General features: G+C 61.4%; 16 protein-coding genes and 1 pseudogene. 4 read left to right on the top strand and 13 right to left on the bottom strand.

Features of this window, described 5'->3' with window-relative positions:
• Positions 1-17: 17 nt before the first annotated feature.
• The 3 genes from BDOA9_RS31560 (at position 18) to BDOA9_RS31545 (ending at position 5,090) form a co-directional block, all read left to right on the top strand.
• Positions 18-2,165: a hypothetical protein gene (locus tag BDOA9_RS31560; protein ID WP_025037950.1), complete on the top strand. Its 2,148-nt coding sequence runs from the start codon at positions 18-20 to the stop codon at positions 2,163-2,165.
• A gap of 69 nt (positions 2,166-2,234) precedes the next feature.
• A complete protein-coding gene (locus tag BDOA9_RS31555; RefSeq protein WP_025037949.1) occupies positions 2,235-3,089 on the top strand; it encodes a SapC family protein in 855 nt (284 codons plus the stop codon).
• Between the two features lie 18 nt (positions 3,090-3,107).
• A complete protein-coding gene (locus tag BDOA9_RS31545; RefSeq protein ID WP_025037948.1) occupies positions 3,108-5,090 on the top strand; it encodes a preprotein translocase subunit SecA in 1,983 nt (660 codons plus the stop codon).
• 553 nt (positions 5,091-5,643) lie between these two features.
• Here BDOA9_RS31545 and BDOA9_RS40175 read toward each other — a convergent pair.
• Positions 5,644-6,997, bottom strand: a pseudogene (locus BDOA9_RS40175) (tyrosine-type recombinase/integrase).
• 566 nt (positions 6,998-7,563) lie between these two features.
• Between BDOA9_RS40175 and BDOA9_RS31535 the strand changes: the two are divergent.
• Positions 7,564-8,097, top strand: a complete 534-nt coding sequence (locus BDOA9_RS31535) for a DUF1003 domain-containing protein (RefSeq protein ID WP_025037946.1) — start codon at positions 7,564-7,566, stop codon at positions 8,095-8,097.
• A 67-nt stretch (positions 8,098-8,164) separates the two neighbouring features.
• On the opposite strand, the gene BDOA9_RS31530 is transcribed toward BDOA9_RS31535, so the two are convergent.
• From BDOA9_RS31530 to BDOA9_RS31475, 12 genes are all read right to left on the bottom strand, one after another.
• Positions 8,165-9,217, bottom strand: a complete 1,053-nt coding sequence (locus BDOA9_RS31530) for a UDP-glucuronic acid decarboxylase family protein (protein WP_025037945.1) — start codon at positions 9,215-9,217, stop codon at positions 8,165-8,167.
• An 11-nt stretch (positions 9,218-9,228) separates the two neighbouring features.
• Entirely contained in the window at positions 9,229-10,353 is a 1,125-nt protein-coding gene (locus BDOA9_RS31525) for a CgeB family protein (protein ID WP_025037944.1), read from the bottom strand.
• On the bottom strand, positions 10,350-11,438 hold the full coding sequence (locus BDOA9_RS31520) for a CgeB family protein (RefSeq protein WP_025037943.1): 1,089 nt from the start codon (positions 11,436-11,438) through the stop codon (positions 10,350-10,352). The genes BDOA9_RS31525 and BDOA9_RS31520 overlap by 4 nt, the downstream gene beginning before the upstream one ends.
• Positions 11,435-12,565 carry a CgeB family protein gene (locus BDOA9_RS31515; RefSeq protein ID WP_025037942.1) on the bottom strand — a complete coding sequence of 377 codons (1,131 nt, stop codon included), beginning with the start codon at positions 12,563-12,565 and terminating at the stop codon, positions 11,435-11,437. The genes BDOA9_RS31520 and BDOA9_RS31515 overlap by 4 nt, the downstream gene beginning before the upstream one ends.
• Positions 12,562-13,674 (bottom strand): glycosyltransferase, encoded by a 1,113-nt coding sequence (locus BDOA9_RS31510; protein ID WP_025037941.1) that lies wholly within the window; start codon positions 13,672-13,674, stop codon positions 12,562-12,564. The genes BDOA9_RS31515 and BDOA9_RS31510 overlap by 4 nt, the downstream gene beginning before the upstream one ends.
• A complete protein-coding gene (locus BDOA9_RS31505) occupies positions 13,671-14,957 on the bottom strand; it encodes a TIGR04295 family B12-binding domain-containing radical SAM protein (RefSeq protein ID WP_025037940.1) in 1,287 nt (428 codons plus the stop codon). Before BDOA9_RS31505 ends, BDOA9_RS31510 begins: the two co-directional genes overlap by 4 nt.
• A complete protein-coding gene (locus BDOA9_RS31500) occupies positions 14,954-16,018 on the bottom strand; it encodes a GDP-mannose 4,6-dehydratase (protein ID WP_042336830.1) in 1,065 nt (354 codons plus the stop codon). The genes BDOA9_RS31505 and BDOA9_RS31500 overlap by 4 nt, the downstream gene beginning before the upstream one ends.
• Complete coding sequence (locus tag BDOA9_RS31495; RefSeq protein ID WP_025037938.1) at positions 16,018-17,130, bottom strand: NAD-dependent epimerase/dehydratase family protein; 1,113 nt, start codon at positions 17,128-17,130, stop codon at positions 16,018-16,020. The genes BDOA9_RS31500 and BDOA9_RS31495 overlap by 1 nt, the downstream gene beginning before the upstream one ends.
• A 210-nt stretch (positions 17,131-17,340) precedes the next feature.
• Positions 17,341-18,546, bottom strand: a complete 1,206-nt coding sequence (locus BDOA9_RS31490; protein WP_025037937.1) for a phosphopentomutase — start codon at positions 18,544-18,546, stop codon at positions 17,341-17,343.
• On the bottom strand, positions 18,534-19,487 hold the full coding sequence (locus tag BDOA9_RS31485; RefSeq protein WP_025037936.1) for a beta-xylosidase: 954 nt from the start codon (positions 19,485-19,487) through the stop codon (positions 18,534-18,536). Before BDOA9_RS31485 ends, BDOA9_RS31490 begins: the two co-directional genes overlap by 13 nt.
• A complete protein-coding gene (locus tag BDOA9_RS31480; RefSeq protein ID WP_025037935.1) occupies positions 19,487-20,251 on the bottom strand; it encodes a TIGR04290 family methyltransferase in 765 nt (254 codons plus the stop codon). The genes BDOA9_RS31485 and BDOA9_RS31480 overlap by 1 nt, the downstream gene beginning before the upstream one ends.
• Positions 20,248-21,057, bottom strand: coding sequence for a sugar phosphate nucleotidyltransferase (locus tag BDOA9_RS31475; RefSeq protein ID WP_025037934.1), 810 nt, complete (start codon positions 21,055-21,057; stop codon positions 20,248-20,250). Before BDOA9_RS31475 ends, BDOA9_RS31480 begins: the two co-directional genes overlap by 4 nt.
• Position 21,058 lies beyond the last annotated feature (1 nt).

The raw sequence follows: 21,058 nt of genomic DNA, 5'->3' as shown, positions 1-21,058 counted from the left end.
GCGGGTTAGGGCTTAGTATGGACAAGTCGTATCACAGCTCATCTTGGTATCGGGTTGCCAATGTGCGGCCTCGGCTTCGTTCCCATGCGCGTATTCATCGCCATCATTTTCGCGGGCAGCTCTGGTACATCCTACAGGATCGCACTTCGGGCCGTTTGCATCGCTTCTCCCCGGAGGCCTACCTCATCATCAGCCTTATGACGGGCGAGCGCACGGTCCAGCAGATCTGGGACATCGCCTGTGCGCGGCTGCAGGATGACGTTCTGACCCAGGACGAGGTCATTCGTCTGCTCGGCCAGCTACACGCCGCAGACGTGCTGTACGGCGATACGCCGCCATATTTTGAAGAATTGTCCGAACGTGGCCGCCGTCAGCGCCATCGGAAGCTGATGATGAGTTTCATGAACCCGCTTGCGCTGCGGATTCCGCTGCTGGATCCGGACAATTTTCTGCGGGTGACCATGCCGCTCGTGAGACCGTTCTTCTCGGTGGTCGGCGCGACGATCTATGTCGCGTTCATCGCTTATGGCTGTATTCTTTGGGGGCAGCATTGGCCGGAACTCACAGCCAACATTGCCGATCGCGTTTTGGCGACTGAATCGCTGTTTCTCCTCGCGATTTCCTATCCGGTCGTCAAGGCCCTGCACGAGCTCGGCCATGCCTACGCAATCAAGCGATATGGGGGGCACGTCCACGAAATCGGCGTGATGCTCCTGGTCTTCATGCCGGTACCCTATGTGGACGGCTCGGACAGTGCGGCCTTCCAGGACAAGTGGCAGCGCGCGCTGGTCGGCGCGGCAGGCATCCTCGTTGAGCTTTTTCTAGCGACACTTGCAATGGTGCTGTGGGTCAATTCGGAGGAGGGCGTCTTCCGGGCGTTGATGTTCAGCGTCATGTTGATCGGTGGCGTGTCGACCGTGCTGTTCAACGGCAACCCCTTGTTGCGTTTCGATGGCTACTACGTGCTGTCGGATATTCTTGAGATTCCAAATTTGGGCAGCCGGTCTAACCAGTATTTGGGCTATTTGATCAAACGCTACGCATTCGGTATCGCTGACGCGCAGTCGCCGGAGACGGCGACGGGGGAGCGCTTTTGGCTGTTCAGCTACTCGCTTGCGTCGTTTGCCTATCGTCTCGTTGTGACTTTCGCCATCGTGGTTCTGGTTGCTAACCAGTTTTTTATCATCGGCATTATCATTGCCATCTGGTCGGTGATCTTGATGCTCGGCCTTCCCGCACTGAAGCAGCTGCGGTTTTTGTTTACGAGCCCTCTTCTCAATCGCAGGCGCAGTCGCGCTCTGGTCGTTTCCGGAGCCTTCCTGGCGACCTGCGCCGCAATCTTGTTCCTGGTGCCATTGCCGCACTCGACTTTAGCCGAGGGGATCGTGTGGGTTCGCGGTGAAGGCATCGTGCACGCGGGCGCCGACGGAATCGTCGAGGAAGTTTCGACGCCTCCGAACACGAGCATCGCCGCGGGGACATTGCTCATAAACCTCTCTGATCCGGGCGTTGTTGCGCGCGTGCGGCTGCTCGAAGCGCGCGTGGCCGAGCTAGATTCCCGTCGTGCGATGCTGGAGGTCACCAATCAGGCCGAGATGAAGATCGCACGCGAGGAGCTACGGCAGGCTCAGGCCGACCTTGCGTTGGCGCGGCAGCGCCAAGCCGATCTAAGCATTCGAAGTCGTACGGATGGACAGTTTATTCTGCCGCGTGCGGCGGACCTGGTCGGTCGGTTCGTCAAGAAAGGCGAGGTGCTCGGTTACGTCGTTCGTTTCGAGAGTCCGGTCATCCTGGCGGTCGTTCCTGAGGACAGCGCAGATCTGGTGCGCCAGCAGACCAGGGAACTCGCTGTACGATTCGTGGGAATACGGGAAGCGACATACGCCGCTCGGGTCGCTCGCGAGGTACCTGCTTTGGCCGCAGACCTTCCGAACCGGGCGCTGAGCACGCATGGTGGCGGCCAAATCGCCCTTGACCCTACTGATACCCGAAAGGAGAAAGCTCTCACGAAACTTCTGCATGTTGAGATACAGCTTCTCAGTGCGTTCGAATCCGGTCGCATTGGCGAGCGTGCATATGTCCGCTTCTTCCACGGAAATGAACCTGTTGCGGGAAGGATTTATCGCGCGTCGCGACAGGTATTCCTCAAGCACTTCAAAGTGTGAAACGCCTTCAATACCCTAGTGAAAGTTCACAGACGCGTTCAGTAACCACGACAATGAAGGGATGACACAATGGCCATTCAACAGCTCTTCTACGAGACCGCAGTTCCCGTCAGTTTTCAGCGCCACAAGGATTGGTCCGTAAAGACCGGTGATAGCTATTCCTTCGCCAACAAGGTGAACTCAGTTCCGGTCACGGCCATCGAGTTTGCGATGGCGGCGGCGGAGTATCCGATCGTTTTCGCGGGTTCTGAGGGCAATGCCATGCCGGCGATCGTGCTTGGTGTGCGCGACGGCGAAAATCTGTATGTCGGCTCGGATGGTAGCTGGCAGGGAAAATTTATCCCTGCTTTCGTGCGCCGCTATCCGTTCGTGTTCGCGCAGGACAAGGAAGGCAAGAATCTCATCCTTTATGTCGATGAAAAGTTTGAAGGAATGAACCAAGCCGGACGAGGCGAGCGGCTGTTCGACTCCGACGGTGCGCAGACCCAATATCTGAGGAGCATTCTTAATTTCCTTCAGGACTATCAAGCGCGCTTCCAGCGCACGAAGGTGTTTTGCCGGAAGCTGGAAGAACTCAAATTGCTTCAGCCGATGCAGGCGCAGTTCAACCTCAATACTGGCGAGCAGCGCACGTTGTCCGGCTTCATGACGATTGACCGCGAGAAACTCAAAGCGTTGCCCGGCGACGTGCTCGCCGATCTCGCCCAAAAGGACGAACTGGAATGCGCGTATCTGCATCTTGCATCCCTCCGCCATTTCCGCGGCATGCTCGAGCGTTTTGCACCGAAGCAGCAGACGATTGGGGCAGAAGCCGACAGCGATGCGGCGCCGAGCGGCGAGGGCGGCGCGTCACCGAAGGCCGAGGGCAAAGGGAAGGCAAGCCGCGTTGCCGCGGAAGCGAACGGCGGAGCTCCCGTCGAGTAAGGACTTTGGAGGCCGACTGTGGCCATCGCCAGCGGCTGGTCGCTGCAGATTCTAGATCCGTATCCGGAGCGGGCTGATCCAACGCAGCATTGGCTCGATGCCGTTGAAACCGCGACGCTGGCCCTCCCGCGGAAGCTGGGGGTCTGGTTCAGGCGTCGGCGGTGGCGGCGTCTGGTCCGTGAAATTGCCGCCCGCGAGAGAGAGTTCGTTCAGCTCGATGATGAAGGGCTGTCGCGGGCGGCCGTTCGCGTGCGGGCGGAACTGCGGCGCGGCGGCTTGAAGGATCCGGCCATTGTCCGCAGCTTTGCCGTCATTCGCGAAGTGACGCGGCGTCGGGTCGGCAAGCGCCATCACGATGTCCAGCTATTCGGCGGCTTGGCCCTTCTCGAAGGCTGCGTCGCGGAGATGGACACCGGCGAGGGAAAGACGATCACGGCAGTTCTGGCCGTTGCGACCGCGGCCTTCGCCGGGATGCCGGTCCATGTGGTGACGGTCAACGATTACCTTGCCGCGCGAGATGCGTTTGAGCTTGAGCCGATCTACAGCGCGTTGGGCCTAAGCGTCGGTACGATCGTACACGGGCTATCGCCGGAGGAGCGGCGCAGCGCCTATGGCCGCGACATTACCTACGCCAGCAACAAGGAGATCGCTTTCGATTACCTCCGTGATAGGCTCGCGATGGGTTTCCGGCCTCGGGCAGTTCGGCTCAAGCTGCGGCGGTTGCAGCAAGCATCGGCGGCAGACGACCGGCGCGTCATGCGCGGCCTTCCTTTTGCGATCGTTGACGAGGCCGACAGTGTCCTCATCGATGAGGCCAGAACGCCGCTGATCATCTCGCAGCAGACCGACGCAGCCGAAGAACGCCGTTGGGCCGAAGACGCATTCGGCATGGTCAGTAAGCTCAACCCCGAGCGCGACTATCGACTGTTGCGCGAGGACCGGCGGATCGAGCTGACGGCAGCCGGGCGTGAATCTCTCGCGGCGCTGGGCATGGAGATGGGAGGGATCTGGCTCAACAAAATTCGTCGCGAGGAGGCTGCTCGTCAGGCGCTGAGTGCGCTGCTTCTGTTCCAGCGTGGTGACCACTATATCGTTCGCGAGGGACGGGTCGAGATCGTCGATGAGTATACCGGGCGTATCATGGCCGATCGCTCCTGGAGCGACGGCCTGCACCAACTCGTCGAGGTGAAGGAGGGATGTGAGGTTACCTCGCGCAAGCTGCCCATTGCGCGAATGACCTATCAGCGGTTCTTCCGACGCTATCAGCGGCTTGCAGGGATGACCGGAACCGCGTGGGAGACGACGTCCGAATTCTGGACCGTTTATCGGTTGCGGGTCGTGCGTGTGCCGACGAATGTCCCGTCGCGCCGCCGCAAGCTGCCGATGTCCGTCTGCTCCAGCGAAGAAGAAAAATGGAAGTTGGTCGTGGAGCATACGCAGGCTGTTTTGAAAGAGCAGCGCTCCGTGCTCATCGGGACCCGTTCGGTCGCTGCATCGTTGGGTCTCAGCGCGATGCTGAAGGACGCCGGACTGGAGCATTCGGTGCTGAACGCCGAGAACGACGACGAGGAAGCCGATATCATCGCTGGTGCAGGAGAGGCTGGTCGCGTCACAGTGGCCACCAATATGGCTGGCCGTGGCGTTGATATTCGACTCAATCCGAGGGTCGAAGAGAGAGGCGGCTTGCATGTGATACTGACTGAGCGGCACGACGCGGGGCGCATAGATCGCCAACTCGAGGGCCGCGCGGGGCGGCGTGGCGAGATGGGGAGCACGGAGGCGATCCTCTCCCTCGAAGACTCGCTTCTCGATCTCGTTCTGCGGCATCCCCTCCGCTTGCTGGTGCGCCACCCAGCGGCACCCGGGCGTATTGCGGCCCGTCTTCTTTTCCGGGCGGCGCAGAAACGCGCTGAGCGAGCTCACTTTCGTGCCCGTCATGCTTTGCTCGCTGAGGATCGCCGGCTCGGGACTCTGCTGGCGTTCTCAGGAGGAATGGAGTGAGAGGTTATCGTTACGAAGGGTTTGGATGAGTCGACTGCGCGTAAGCATTTGATTTCTTGGAATCAGAGTGGACCGTTAATCAGCGGTCCAATCGGACTTGGGGGGCTTGCATGACGTTTTTTCGCGATTGGACACGCACAGCTGTGATCGCAGCTGCGCGCCATCGATGGTTTGCTCAGGTTCCGCAAGTTTCGCCATTGGGATGAAGAGCGTCGATGTAGATCCTGTCGAGGCCGACGCTCTTGAGCGTAGTCCGGTGCCTGCTCTCCCTGCGAGGGCAGCTTCCACATTTGGAAACGGTTATCAAGCTCTTGAATTTACAAGGGGTGTTTTCGGCCTTTTTTTCCAAACTCGCTCTGAAATCGTTGAATGATCAAACTGATTTTGATTCCGCCGTTCGGATTCTGATCCGTCGCGCTCAAAAGGACGCTCAAGTCCTTGAGTTCGTTACGTACAGAAGGCCGGTAGGCGCGGGTGGTTGGGGTGCGTTTGGAAACCGCTGCTAACTCTCAGCACAACCGTCCACTGCCACGCTCCTCACGCCGCCAGCCAGTCATGCTGCTTGGTGAATTCGTTGTTGCCCGTCACCGGGAGTGTTTGGCTCTAATCGGACTTGGCTAACGGCTCTTCGGCTAGCCCGGGGACCGAGCCAATTGAACAGAGTTTTATGTTCCTTTAGCGAGTTACCAAGGGCGGAAAACACGACGCTACTGATAGCTTGTTGTTGGTTGCGCAGGTGGTCTTCAACCAGCTTGTGCCGAGTGACATAGCCTGCGTTCACGCCGGGGATAGAATGGTTCATGAGGAGCTTAGCATCGAATTCGGACACGCCGGCAGCGGTGGCAATCGTCCGGAATGTTTGACGAAGCTCATTGCCCCATTTTGACAAAATATCTCGATCTTCCTTTGTTTCCGCTAAGTGTCCGGAAGCGCTCTCAGCTGGGAATAGCCATTTTCGCGCCTGAGACGGATGCATTTGCCTGCCGAACCGAAGCACCCGAATGAGGCTCAGGATCATTTGCCGAGATAGCGGGACGTCGAACGCTCGCTTACGCCACCCTTGGGCTTTGGAATGTGAAGCGTACGCCGCCGAAAATTGATGTGATCGGGTCTGGCCTGCTGCAAGGCGGTGGGCCTGGATCCGCACAGCAATGTTAAAAGGTGGAATTCGCGCCGGATGGGACTCTCTAGATTGGCCAGCTCGAGAAACCATCCTTTCAAATCGCCGGTGCCCATACCAGTATTCCTGCGCTCTTCCTGATTCCAATCGACAGCATCTGCGGGGTTGTCACGCGGCAGTGATCGATTGGTCTTCCGCGCGTGATTGTAGATGGCCCGCAGTGTCCGCATGCTGCCATTCGCGATGTACGGACCGTTTTCTTTAGTAAGCTGATCTTGCTTTTTGGCGACGAGAGCGGAATCATTCGCGAGATCCAGCAAAGGGGTCTTAAGCCATTCCGAAAAGAGACGTTCCACGTGATCGCAATACCCGCTTATTGTTTTCTCGCTACGGCCTTTTCGGATCAAGTGGGCTTCCAGGTAGCGTTGCCAAGCCTGCTCCAGGGTAGCGCCCCCTTCAGCACCATTCCCATCGGTCGCGGCTTGTTCGGAGTTTCCGTTCTCCCTCGCTTTTGGGTGCTGTCCCTTGCTGATCTGAGCGAGATATTCCTTGGCAATCGCGCGGGCTGCCCTGGTGGTTAACTCGCTGGCGTCACCAATCGATACTCTGACGGAGGAGGCCCGCTTTCCACGTTGTCTGAGATCACCTTGAACAGTGAAGGTCCTTTTTCGCTTCCCGACAACCACGAAGAAGCCTTTCAACTCGGTATCGCGAGCCAAATACCAGCCACAGGAGTCGGCAGCTGAGCGATGGCCTTATCGCTGAGAGCAATGCGAATGTCGGTCATGAGGGTCTACGTGAGCTGCTAAAACGGTTTTCAAACGGTTTTGGCGGACTGAGTTGTTTGAAGGTCAGGGTTCGCTGGGCTGCGAAGCTATGCGACAAGTCTCTACAAATAAAAGACCTTTCTCGACTTCATCGTAGTGTGGCGCAGATTCAGAAATCGCAGAGAGGCGCCGGTTTTGAACTCTTAATCAGCGGGTCCCAGGTTCGAGCCCTGGTGCGCCCACCATATCAATGCCTTAGCTGGCAAAACCGTTTGAATAGCTGATTTTTCAAACGGTCATTTGCTGTAATTGAGTTTCACTGCGAAATTGCAGCCGGAGACGGTCGGCGCGTACTGCGATCGATCACGCGATCGTTCCAAGGATGGATTGGAGCAAGAGTTCAAGTTATTCCGATTGGTTGGTTGGTCGCGTGTGCACGATGTGTGCCAGCACTCTATCTTGTAATCTTGTAGCTCAATCTCGCCGAGGTCTTGCCCGCCGGACGTCGGCCACGCGGTGGTCAATTGCGCGGCCTCGAGGCAGCCAACCTATAGGAACTGCCCGCAGGTGCGCCGGTTTACACGTCATGAAGAAACCCTTGGCGCCCCATCCAAAAGCTGCACCCGGGCTGACGCCGGCTCTCGAGCGGAATATCCACGCTCTGGTCGAACGAAGGAAGCGGGAGCAATCTGACGCGTCCATTCAGCAAAAGGTCGCCGACGCAATAACTTCGTTCACCGGCAGCATGCAGTTTGTTTACCTGCACTTGTTTGCTTTTGGATTTTGGATAGCCGCAAACCTCAGATGGCTTCCAGGAATTATGCCCTGGGACCAGAGCTTTGTAGTGCTCGCTATGCTTGCCTCCGTAGAGGCAATCTTTCTTTCGACCTTTGTTCTGATCTCTCAAAATCGTATGGCGGCCGAAGCGGATAGAAGGGCGGAGTTGGATCTGCAGATCAGTCTCCTCACCGAACATGAGATCACGAAGGTGGTCGCGCTTCTGAATGAAATGGCCGGCAAAATGGAGATCAATTCCCGGGAGAACAAAGAGCTTCAGGAAGCCGCCTCAGAGATCGCGCCGGAGCGCGTTCTCGACAAGATCGAAGAGAGCAAGGACTAAGCGGGCGCAACAGCGCTCCTGCCGCAAGACGCCAGAGCCGGAATGAGCGCTTCTGGCTCTTAGCCGGCTATTCGGAGCTGAGCAGGCTGCGCGCCGGACCCCTCTTTCGCCGCGCGAGAGCCGGCACTAGTGTCGGCGACTCACCAGCAATGCGCATTGCGAAATAGGCAATCGTGGCTTGGAGACCGTCCTTCAGCGCGACACGCGGTCGCCATCCCAATACCCGCGAGGCGGTGTCGATGACCGGCTTGCGGCGCTTCGGATCGTCCTTTGGAAGCGCCTCAAAGCGGAGCGGCGAGGCCGACTCGGTATACGTCAGGACCTCTCGGGCGATGGCTTCGATCGTGACCTCGTGAGGATTGCCGAGGTTGCAGGGGCCGGTCACCGATGGAGGGCTTTCCATCAGCAGCTGGAGGCCTCGCACGAGATCGTCGACGAAGCAGAAGCTCCTCGTTTGCGTGCCTCCACCATAGATCGTGATCGGCTCGCCGCGCAGCGCCTGGACGATGAAGTTGGAAACGACACGACCATCGTTCTCCAGCATCCGTGGGCCGTAGGTGTTGAAGATGCGCGCGACCTTGATCTCGGTCCCGTGCGTGCGGTGGTAATCAAACATCAGTGTTTCGGCGGCGCGCTTGCCCTCATCGTAGCAGGCGCGTGGCCCGATCGGGTTGACGTTGCCAAGATAAGATTCAGGTTGGGGGTGCACCTCCGGGTCGCCGTAGACTTCGCTAGTGGAAGCCTGCAGGACGCGGGCGCCCTTGCGGTGCGCGAGCTCGAGCAGGTTGATTGTGCCCAGTACGCAGGTCTTCATCGTGCCGACCGGATCTTTTTGGTAATGCCGCGGCGAAGCCGGGCAGGCGAGGCTATAGATGCGGTCAATTTCCCCTTCGATCTCTATCTCCTCTTGCACGTCATGCTCGATGAAGCAGAAGTTCGGATGGTTCAGGAGAGGCCTGATATTGTGCATGCTGCCCGTAAAGAGATTGTCGAGGCAGATGACGGCGTTGCCTCGTTGCAACAGCGAATCGCAGAGATGGGAGCCGATGAAGCCGGCGCCGCCGGCAATGAGTACGGCTGGCGAGCGGCGAAGGGGAGAGATGCGGGTCTGGAGGGTCATGGCGGGCTCTCTTAGAGTTCGGCGACTTGAACCGGACGGCCAGCGGCAGGCCGGGAGGATTTGCGACGGCGGCGTGCGGCTGCTTCGGCGTAGTAACTCTCCAGCTGGCGGGCGCGGTGGTCGGCGGTGTGATCGGTCAGGACGCGCCGGCGTGCGTTCTCCGCAACGCTACGCCGACGCTCCTCAGGCATATCGCGCAGGATCTCGATGACGTCGCGCGGGCTCGAGGCCAGCAGGATTTCCCGCGACGGCGCGAAGATGGTTTCGATGCCCGGCCAGCGGTCGGAGATCATGGGCGTGCCGCAGGCAGCGGCTTCGAACAGGCGAACGCTTGGCGAGAAGCCCAGCGCCCGCATGTCGGCGCGAGTCGCGTTCAAGGTGAACCGCTGTTCCGCGTAGAACGTCGGGTGCTGTTTTGGCGCAAGGTGCTCGATCCGCAGGACATTGCCAGGCCAGACGATATCAGCGGGATATTGCGCGCCTCCGACCGCGAACAGCTCTGACGACAGTGTGCGGGCCGGGGACAGCAGCAGCTGCTCGAGAATCGGCTGCCGATCCTCGCTATAGGTCCCGAGATAGCCGAGGGCCCATTTCGCCTCCGCTTGCTGCGGGGCATAAACCTCGGTGTCGGCACTGCAATAGAGAACCCGGGCCATCGGGCTGCCGTACCGCTCCTCGATCAGGTCGGGCACGGGACCACCGGCGAACGACAGATAGAGATCGAACCGCGGGATCATGGTGGCTGAGAGATAGTCGAGACCGTGGTCGAGCTTCGCGAGCGTCACGGGCGTGTCGATGTCGTAGAACGCGGTGACTCCCCTCGCCTGACTTGTGACCCACTCGGAGATGGCAATACCGTCGGGCACATAAGAACCGATGATGACGAGGTCGGCGTCCCGGATCAGCTTGCCGAAACGGCGAGGCACGTCCTTCAGGGACTGATAGAGCTCCACCGTCCACGATGTCGGGTTGGTGAGATCGCGATGCTCGCGATACCAGGCGACGTCGCGCTCGAGGAAGGTGACGTGGTGGCCTCGTCGTGCGAGGGCCTCGATCAGGGCGCGATAGGTCGTGGCGTGACCATTGCCCCATGACGATGTGACCGAAAGACCGACGACGACAATTCTCAGGTTCATTCTGCTGCCTCGATGCGCGAGCTGCTTCCGTCGAAGAGATCGTTGAACTGGCGGGCGCGGTGCCGATAGGTGTGTTGGCTCAGGATGCGCGCGCGGGCACGGCTCGCGATCGCGGCGGCACGATCCGGGTTGAGAGCGTCGAGATGACCGGCAATCTCGGTTCCGTTTGCGGCCACCAGCACCTCGCGATCCGGCTCCAGGAAATACTCGATGCCGGGCCATTGATCCGTGATCAGGCAGGCGCCGGCACCGATCGCCTCGAATACCCGTGTCGGCGGCGAGAAGCCGAAACGGGCCATGCTGTCACGATTGACGTTGAGCGTGGCCAGGCCGGAGCCGAAAAACGCGTTGTGCTGGCCGGTGCCGACATGCCCGACCTTGCGGATGTTCTTTGCGGTGTCCTTGGTATCCCAGCCGGAACCGCCGAGAACAAACGTCTTCTCGGGGAGCGTGCGTGCGACGTCGAGAAAGAAATGTTCAACGCGCTGCTCGCGATCTGGCAGGCGATTGGCCAGCAGGCCGAGATCGCAGGCGAACTCCGGTCTTGGCGGCGAAGGAAAATGCGTCTCGGGGTCGAGGGCGTTGTATATCGGGACACAATCCCGCGCGCCCATAGCGCGATAGGCCGATACGACGCCGTCGCCGCCGCCGTAGGTCAGGACGATGTCGTAAGAGGAAATCGCACGGCGCAGATGATGCTCGACATCGTTTGCCATGGCTTCGAGCGTAGCGGGGGCGTCGACATCCCAGTAAATCCGCATGGTCCGAGACGGCAGGGTCGCAACAGCGAGCTCCAGCTCCTGATCGAAGACGCCGACGCCGCTCGCCTTGATCAGCATGTCAGCCGAACGCGCCGCCGCGTCGAGTGAGCCGCGCCAGCCCTCGGCTGTGGCGGGGTAGACGACGACTTTGGCCCAATCGGGATCGGCGATGTCGCGATGGGCCTGTCGCTCGAAGGCATTCGGCTCGAAGAAGGTGATGTCGTGTCCCAGCGCCGCAATCTGCTTGAGCATGCCGCGATAATAGGTGGCGGCACCATTCCAGTACGATGAGACCAGGCTGGATCCGAAGAAGCAGATCTTCATGCGGAGGCTCCGATGTATCGCAACGGCCGTGACGCCCTGTCGGAGGTCCGGATGGCCTCCACGATGTCCACAAGCTGCTGTGCGCGATGACGGCACGTATGGCGCTCTCGGATCGTTCGGAGCCCTGTCGCTACCATGGCGGCTGACAGGTCCCGATCATCGAGAACGGCACGGAGGGAGCGCTTCATCTCGACGCCATTGGCGGCCTGGAGGTAAGCGCCGTCCGGAAACAGGCCTTCCACGTCGGCCCAGGGAGCCGAAATCAGGGGAACGCCGCAGGCGAGCGCTTCGAACACACGAATGGTGGGGATACCCGGAAGCGACCGCACATAAGGGCCGCGGGGGACGTGGACGGTCGCGCGCGCGCCGGCGAAGGCGACCGGCGCCCAGTGCGCCGGCAACCAGCCGCCATAGCGAATGCCCGCGGCCTGGATGCTCTGAAGAGCCTGATCGGAATAACGGACGCCGTAGACGCTTGCACGCAAGCCCAGTTCGGCGACGGGCGCGACCAGAAACTCGTTGAGTTCGCTGCTGCGTTCGCCGTCGCCCCAATTGCCGATCCAGACCAGATCATCCGTGCGTTCGACATGCGGCAAAGGGTGATACATGGCGGCGTCGGCGGCCTCGTGCCAGGTATAGGCACGATCTGCCCAGCCGAGATTCACATAAATCTCGCGCAGAACCTCCCCAAATGCGAGCACGCCGTCGAATGCATCGAGGTCGAATTGTGCCAGTTCATCCGGCGCAGTGACTGCGCGGTGATGGGTGTCATGGAACAGGAGCGTGAAAGTCCCGCCGTGCGCGCGCTTGGAGCCGATCTTCTCGATCACATCAGGCGAATTCCATTCGTGCACAATCACGAGATCGGCGCCATCAAGAGCTTCGTCGAAATCGAGTGAGGTGTCGAAGCGGCGAATTGAAACGCCGGGGAAGAGTTGCCTTATGTCCTGTAGCGCTCCACTGCCGCTTTCGCGGATGGCATTCAACCGACTCCAGCCGTCGACCGGCTCGAACACGATCACCTCATGTCCGAGCGCGTGCAACTCGCGGGCGTATCCGCGCAGGAAATGGGCGTTGCCGTTATTCCAGCAGGAGGTGAATGCGTGATAGAACAGGACGCATCTCATGCGCGCACCTCGATCTGTTCGACTTCACGTGCCGTGCGCCTGGAAGCGAGCAGCCCTTCGTAGAGCTTCTGATAGGCGCTGGTCGTGCGCGCCAGCGAATAGCTCAAGGAATGTTCATAGGCGGCGCGTTGCAGGCGCGTCCTTTCGCGGTCGTCGGCACAGAGCTCGAGGAGGATGCGACGCAACGCCTGACTGTCGCTGGGGTCGAAAAACCGTGCGGCTCCGCTCCATAGTTCCCGGAAGGTGGGAATAACCGACAGCACGAGCGCGCAGCCGGCAGCCGCCGCTTCCAGCACGGAAAGGCCGAACGGTTCGTACAGCGCGGGGCTGACAAAGATCGACGCGTGTTGGAGCCGTCCGCGCAATGCGTCGTGCGGCAAAGAGCCAACCCAGGTGACGCCGGCGGGCAGGTTTCCGTCAGCAGGCCCTGCGATCTGGGCCGGCCAATCCAGGCCCGGCGCAGCCGCGGCAAGAGCTTCGATGTTCTTGGCGCGGTCCCACAGTCGGCCGGCCGCGAAGATCAGCTCCCGCTTTCGATTTGGCAGCGCGCCAGCCGCAATTCCATTCCAGATTACGGTGCCGAGGGAGCGGGGGTGATAGATCTCCACGATATCGTCGTGGAAGGACTGGCTCGGACAAACCCAGGCTTCCGTGCTGTTGAGTGCGGCTGCCACCCGCTCCGTGTATTGCGTCCATCGGGGTTCGCCGAGCCACGTCGTATCCCGACAGGCCAGCGCCCATGAATTGACGCAGGAATGCGCAACGAGAACGGTCGGCGCTCGCCACGGCAGGGTTGCTTCCCGGAAACTATTGAGGTGGACGATGTCCGGCCGCAACCGCGCTTCCAAGCCGGCGAGTGTGCGCTCGGCGTGCGGGAGGTCCCGTCCCTCCGGGTCCTGCCACTCAAGCGCGAGGTCCGTCTCGATCAGCCGGACTCGCGAGCCGCGCAGCATCTCGCGCTGATCGGCATTCGCGGGCGGGCCCATTGTCGCCAAGGTCACCTCGGCGCCCGAAGCGGCGAGGCTGGCGGCGAGCGCGCAGGAATAGGTCCACACACCGCCGACCGTGTCGGTCGTCATCAGGATCCTGATGTCCGCGCCTTTCCTCATGGCGCCACCGGATGTTCGAGGGCATCGAGCGGAATGGGCCGGTCGTTCTGCACGTCGCTGAATTGGTCGAACATTCCCAGATAGTGCTGGTGCGCGCGTTCCCACGCGAAATCGTCGGCTTCGCCCCACAGCTTTCGGTAGTCCGGCGAGCCGGGATAGGGATAGAGCGGGACCGGGTCGTTAGCCCAGATGCCGGCATCCTGCATCTTGCGGCGCCAGCGCTGCACCACGGGATCGTCGTCCTCGGGGACCTCGATCAGATTGGCCTGCACGAACGGAACGTGGCGACGTGCTTCGACCAGCCGGTCGGCGAGCTGGTCGGTGGTCATCTTGCAATTCTTGGCGAGCGCCGCGCGGCCCTCGACGGTGAGGCTCTCGATACCCGCCTCGATCGAGACGCAGCCGGCGCGGCCGAGCAGCGCGAGCATATCAGGTTTCCAGAGATCGATCCGTGTCTGCACGCCGAATTTGAGGCCGCGTGTGCTCAGCCTTTCCAGGAGCTCGGCATTCGGAAGGAATATCTCGTCGATGAAGTAGACATATTCCACGCCGTGGTCACGCAGGCGGTCGATCTCATCGAGGATGATCGCGGGGGGCCGCTTGCGATAGGCGTTGCGAAAATTTTCCTTGGCGCAGAACGTGCAATTGTAGGGGCAGCCCCGTGATGCCTCGACCTCCGCGCCGGGACCCACCGGCTCGGCCTCGAATCGGTGGTGATGGTGATGATGCCGCCGGATCGTCTCATCCGGCCAGTCGAGCGCCGGCTGATCCCTGAACTCGACCGCCTGCGGCCCGCCATTGACCCGGATCGAGGCGGCATCCGCAAAGCAAAGGCCGGGAAAGTCTCGCTCACCGTTTGCAAGGCGCAACAAGGATGCTTCGCACTCGCCCATCACGACGATGTCGACGCCGAGCTTTTTCAGTGCGGCCCGCGGCGTCGTCGAGCCGTGCGGCCCGACGGCAATCAAGGTCGGTGCAAGGTCCCGAACCGCCGCTGCAAGCTCCTGCGGGACGCGCAGCTCCGGTGGCGCGCAGCGCCAGAACAGATAGGTCGGCGCAGTGGTGATGACGATCAGGTCTGGCGCGAACGCGCGTAGCTCAGCTTCCATATCCCACAGCGACAGATCGAACATGTGCGCATCGAGCAGAAGTGTCCGGTGGCCAGCGGCTTTGAGATGATGCTCGGAGATGCCGAGCTCGAGCGGCAGATGAGGGGACCGGCAGCCGAAATAGATGCTGCCGCCAAAATCCCAATTCGGGTTGATGAGGGCGACGCGCGTCATGCGAGCGCCTCGCGATTGCCTTGAGCTGCTCCAAAACGGCTGTCCAGCCAGGTGTGCAGCGAGCGGAGGCCCTCGGTAATCGAGACCTGCGGAGCCCATCCGAGCGCGGCCGACAATGCACGCGTGTCGGTGACGTACCAGGGCTGATCGCCGGGACGCCAATCGGCAAAGCGGCATGTGATCTCTTGGCCCGTCAATTCGGTGATGTGGTCTATGAGCTCACGCAGGCTGATCGCATTGCTCCGGCCACCACCGAGATTATAAACCCGTCCGCGCGCGAGCGCGATGCGGTCGAGCACTGCGAGCCAGGCCGCGGCCGCATCCGACACATGCAGGGCATCGCGGACCTGATAACCGTCACCGTAGATCGTCAACGTTTTGCTTTGGATCGCGCTCAGCAGGAAATGCGCGATCCAGCCCTGATCTTCAGTGCCGAACTGGCGCGGTCCATAGATGCAGCTCATGCGCATCACCACGGTCTGGAGGCCGTAGACTCGGGCATAGTCATGCACGTATTGATCGGCAGTTCCCTTGGAGCAGCCATAGGGACTATAGAAGTCGAGCGGCGCGTTCTCCGAGATGCCGTCAGCCAGCAGGGCGCTGGTGGGCGTGTAGCGGCGGCCCGTGAGAGCGATCTCACTGTCTTCGATCAGACGGCCATAGACCTTGTTGGTCGACGCGAACACGACCGGTGCGGAGCTGTTGTGAAGCCGCACAGCTTCGAGCACGTTCAGGGTGCCGCGGGCGTTGATCTCGAAATCCGCGGCGGGATCGCTCACGCTGTCGGTGACGGCGACCTGGGCCGCCAAATGCAGCACGGCCCGGGCCTCGCGCACGGCATCGATTACCGGGATCGGATCGCGCACGTCGGCTACCGCGATGGTGATGAGGTCACCATGCCTCGATTTCAGCCATTGCGCGTTCTCGCGCACGCCGCTGCGGGCCAGATTGTCCAATACCAATACGCGCTCGCCGCGCTCCGCCAGCCGATCGGCAAGATTGCAGCCTATGAAGCCGCAGCCTCCGGTGATCAGGACAGGCCTGTTGTCTCGCTCGTTCATCACGCAACCAATCCTCGTTGCAGCAGCTCCTGGGTCGCCCGTTCCGCCTGGTCATCGGCGATCTGGTCTGCGAGATAGTCCGCGAGCTCTTCCAGGCCGTCCTTGAATGCGACATGCGGCTCGAAGCCGAGAAGATCACGCGATTTGCCGATGTCGGCGAAGCAATGCCTGATGTCGCCAGCGCGGTATTTCCGGGTGATCTCGGGCGCCATATCGCGCCGTCCCATGACCTCGGCGAGATCTTCTGCAACCGACAGGATGCTTCGGCTTTGGCCCGAGCCGACGTTGAAGACATCCTGCGCATGTTCGGCTTCCAGCGCGATGCGGCAGGCCCGGGCGACATCATGCACGTGAACGAAATCGCGACGTTGTTCGCCATCCTCGAACACGAGCGGCGGACGTTCGTTCAGGAGCCGCGCGGCGAAGATGGCGAGCACACCGGTATAGGGATTTGACAAGGCCTGACGGGGGCCGAACACGTTGAAGAAGCGAAGCGCTACGGTCGGGATGCCATAAGCCTTGCCCGTGATCAGGCACATGCGCTCCTGCGCAAACTTGTTCAGTGCGTAGATCGAGCTCAGTGAAGGCAGCTTGGTCTCCGGTGTCGGCATGGGCTCGAGCAGATGCCCCGTATTGTCGCGCAGCTCCCATTCCCCGCGGCGAAGTTGCTCGATCGCCCGTTCGTCGCAGGCCACGACGCTTTGATCTGGCCTGCGATAGAGGCCTTCTCCGTAGATGCTCATGGAGGAGGCGACGACCAACCGTTCGACCGGCCGCTTCGACAGCGCCTGAAGGAGGACGGCGGTGCCGAGCTCGTTCGTGCGGACATAGGGCTCGATGTCGTACATGCTCTGGCCGACGCCGACGGCGGACGCGAGATGCAGAACCATGTCGGCGCCGCGCAGGGCGTGCTCAACCGCACCGCTGTCGGTCACGTCGCCAACAACGAGTTCGGCGTCGTCGGCGAGATAGGTGGGACGCTGGCGGTTGCCGCCATGGACCTGCGGCGAGAGATTGTCGAGCAGACGGACGTCGTAGCCGGCCGCGAGCAGAATGTCCGTCGCATGGGAGCCAATGAAGCCCGCACCTCCCGTGATCAATACTCGCGTCATTCACCGCTCCGTGCAACCATGTGACCGATCCGTTGGGATCGGTCGCTGATGTCTGGTGAAGCGCACTTTTCTGACTGGTCGGACGACCTGCGCGCCGGTCACGTTTGGAGTCAGAAGCGATGCAAGGAATGTTCGTTCCTCGAAATTGTACAAACGAATATTTCTCTAACCTGGATCAATAACTCAGGTGAATCGGTCCGGCAGCGCTCGCTAAAACCGTGCACCGTGAAGCGGTTCGGGCAGGTCAAGATGCCTTGCCACAGTGGCGCCGATATCGGCAAAGCCGGCACGACGGCCGATGGGAGAAGATGATTGCGTGGTCCGGGCGAGGATTGGCACCTGCTCGCGGGTGTGATCGGTGCCGTTCCAGGTGGGGTCGCAGCCGTGATCGGCGGTGATGATGAGAAGATCATCGCTTCGCAGTCGGGACAGCAGTTCGGGCAGGCGATCGTCGAAGGCCTCGAGTGCCGCGGCATAGCCGATGATGTCGCGGCGATGGCCATACAGCGTGTCGAAGTCGATGAAGTTGGCGAACAGGAATCCTCCATCCGCAAGGTTCGCCAGCCCTTTCAACGTGGCATCGAAGAGCGCCATGTTGCCGTCGCCGCGCAGGTTTCGCCCGGTCGCGCGGTGGGCGAAGATGTCGTCGATCTTGCCGATGGTGACGATGTCGCGGCCGGCAGCTGCTGCGAGGTCGAGGATGGTGTCTTCCGGGGGCGGCACGGAGAAGTCGCGCCGGTGCGCGGTCCGCTTGAAGTCGCTCGCGTTCGTGCCGACGAAAGGCCGGGCGATGACGCGGCCGATGCTGAGCGGGTCGATCAGTCGTCTTGCGATCGCGCAGATGTCGTAAAGACGGTCGAGCCCGAAGGTCTGCTCATGCGCGGCGATCTGGAACACGCTGTCGGCCGAGGTGTAGCAGATCGGCATGCCGGATCGCATGTGGCGCTCGCCGAATTCGGCGATGATGTCTGTGCCCGAGGCGTGACAATCTCCGAGGATGCCGGGCAGTCCGGCCTGCTCGCAGAAGGCGCTCGTCAGATTTGCCGGGAAACAAGGTTTCGTTCGCGGGAAATAGCCCCATTCGAACGGAACCGGCACACCGGCGATTTCCCAATGGCCCGAAGGCGTGTCCTTGCCCTTCGAGATCTCGCTCGCGCATCCGAAACCCTGATGCCGGATCTGACCGTCCAAACCAGGCGGAACGCGACCGGAGGCGAGGCCGCAGGCCTGGCCGAGGCCCAGCGCGACAAGATTGGGCAGCCGGAGCGGACCCTCGCGGGAGGCGCCGTTGGCCCGTCCGGCAGCACAGGCGTCAGCAATGTGGCCGACAGTGTCGGCGCCGTCGTCGCCGTAACGCGCGGCATCCGGCGCGCCGCCGATGCCCACGGAATCCATCACCAGGATCAGGGCGCGCATATGGGCTCCCCGACCGGGGAATCGGCCGATGCTGGCGCGGTACCAAGACCGGTCCTCGCGCAGTAACGATCGACCATCGATGCGCAGAAATCGGCGAACTCATTGACGTCCAGCGGCGGGCTGGTGTGATGAGGCTGGATTCCGCGATGCTCGGGTGTAAAGCAGAACGTCACGGTGACCTGAAATTCCGCCAGTGCCTCCATCTGGCGGTCGAACCAGTCCAGCGCATCGGGACGGAAGCTGTCGGCCCATGACAGGCCAGTCCTGAGATGGGTCACGTTGAGACGACGCATCCAGCGCACGGCGTCGTCGAGACGGTGATCCTCAAAGTGAAACCACTGGCAAAGTCCCAGGGCCGGCGCATAGCCGCCGAACAGATCGGCGGCCGCCTTTGGAGTGCCGTCCTCACGCAGCAGGCCCATGTGGAAATGCCGGTAATAGGACGAGCCTTCGGCTTCCTTGTGCCGCGTCGTGGCTTCCCAGGCGGATGGCAGGTCGTAGAGGCTGTACCAATGGATGCGCGGCGCGCGGCCGATCAGGAGCTCGGCGGTGCGCGACAGGCCCCAGGCTTGCACCTCCTCGGCTCCGAACGAGGAGACGCCGACCTCGGTCACCCAGACGGGGAGGGGGGTGACCGCCTTGATCTCCTCGAGCTTGGCTGGCCATTCCCCGATCTGCCATAGATTCCAGTCGAGCGGAAACCCGTGCACGGCGACCGCATCGAAATGATCGAGCACGCCGCGGCTCTGCATCTTGCGCACGAAGGACGGATCGATCGGTGAGATTCCGCCGAGTACGATTGGGAGTGCCGGCCGTGTGCCGCGAATAGCCTTTCCCGCAGCGGTCGTAAGATCTGCGAACATGACCCAATCCGGATCAATCTGAAGGTCCCAATGCGACTTGTTGTTCGGCTCGTTCCAGATCTTGGCCGCCTCGATCATCAGCTGGTGCTCCGGGATGGATAGACGGGCCCGTCCGCTTGTGGACGCGCGGTCCGCTTGCAGAGGTAAACTTCCTCTTCGGGATGTGCGGTGATCGCAAAGCCTGTGCTGCGCAGCATGGCCTCGACGCAGGCTCGGTTCGGGACCCACCAATTGGTGGGGTCATCCGCGTATTTGTGCTCGATGAAGTGCAGCTTTGGATAGCCGGCGGAATCGAACTGATCGGTGGTCCAGAAATCGTAATTCTTGTCGATCGCATCGACATGGCCGGCGCCGCGCTGCATCGACTGGAACAGCAGGAGATCTCTGGTGACGTGCTCGTGAATGAGATCCAGCGCCAGCAGCGGATGACGCAGGTGATAGAGCACGCCCATGAAGATCACGAGATCGAACTTTTCACGGAGCTGGCCGACATCATAGGCCGACATCTTGCGGAATTCGATCCGCAGGCCATTCACTTCGGCGGCAAACCGCGCCTGCGCCAGGTACTCTTCGTCGGTGTCGAGACCAAGCACGCGCTCGGCCCCCCGGCGCTTCATCTCCATGGCATAGAAGCCGGCGTTGCAGCCGATATCGAGCACGGTCTTGCCTTCAAGGCGGTCCGGGATGATCCCCGAGAAGCGCCGCCATTTCACATTGGGATAGTCGCCGAGAAAGTGGGTTGGTGCGGTCGGCACGCCGTTGAGGTCGAGGTTATGAAACCACGGGCCGAGCGCGTCGACGCGCCTGCGGATTTCCTCACGCGTGAGCAGCGCTCCAGTCATGCCGTCGCTCCATTGTCCATTGCAGGCGCCGGTCGAGCCGCATCGGACGAGGCGCCGGCCCGCAACCGCGACCGGCTGTCGGTGCCGGTGCCCTCGGCCAGAAGCGCCATCGCGGTGCGATAGCCGTCGACGGTCCCGACATCGACATAGGATTCGCCTGCCTTGATCCCGATGCCGAGGCCGCCGGTCTGGAGATAGGCGTTGACCAGCGTTCCAAAATACTCGTCGCGTCGGTCCCTCTCGTTCCAGAGCGCGTGCAATTCGCGAAAGCCGGTGGCTGACATCCGGAATGCACCCCAGATCCACCGCGAGGTCGGGTTCGGCTGCTTGACCTGGATCTCCCGCACGCTCTCGCCCTCAAGCACGACGGCGTCGAAGAATTCCGGGCGCTCGACGGGAAAGAGCAGGAAGGAGAGGTCGGCGTCGGGCAAGGCCTGCAAAGCGGCCTTGGGAAACCAGACCGTGTCGGGCAGGCCGACGACGACGTCTTCATCATGGCCGACGACGGTGCCGGCCCTGAAGACGGCGTCGCACAGGCCGGAGGCGTCCGGCTGGACGACATAGGCGAGCTGGGCGCTGCCATAGTGATCGCCGAAATATTCGAGAATGTCGGACTTGCCCGGCGAAATCACGAAGCAGATCTTGTCCGCGCCGCCGAGGATCAGGCGCTCCAGCAGATACTCGGAGACCGCACACGGACGCTCGGTGCCGTCGTCGCGCCGGCTGCCGACAGGCAGCAGTTCCTTCGAGAAAGCCAGCGGCTGGATACGACTGCCGCGGCCCGCGGCCGGAACGATGCCCCACATG

The organism is Bradyrhizobium sp. DOA9, assembly GCF_000617845.2.
Classification (GTDB): Bacteria; Pseudomonadota; Alphaproteobacteria; order Rhizobiales; family Xanthobacteraceae; genus Bradyrhizobium.
Note: the sequence above shows the minus strand (reverse complement) of the source record. Positions and strands in the feature narration are given on the sequence as shown.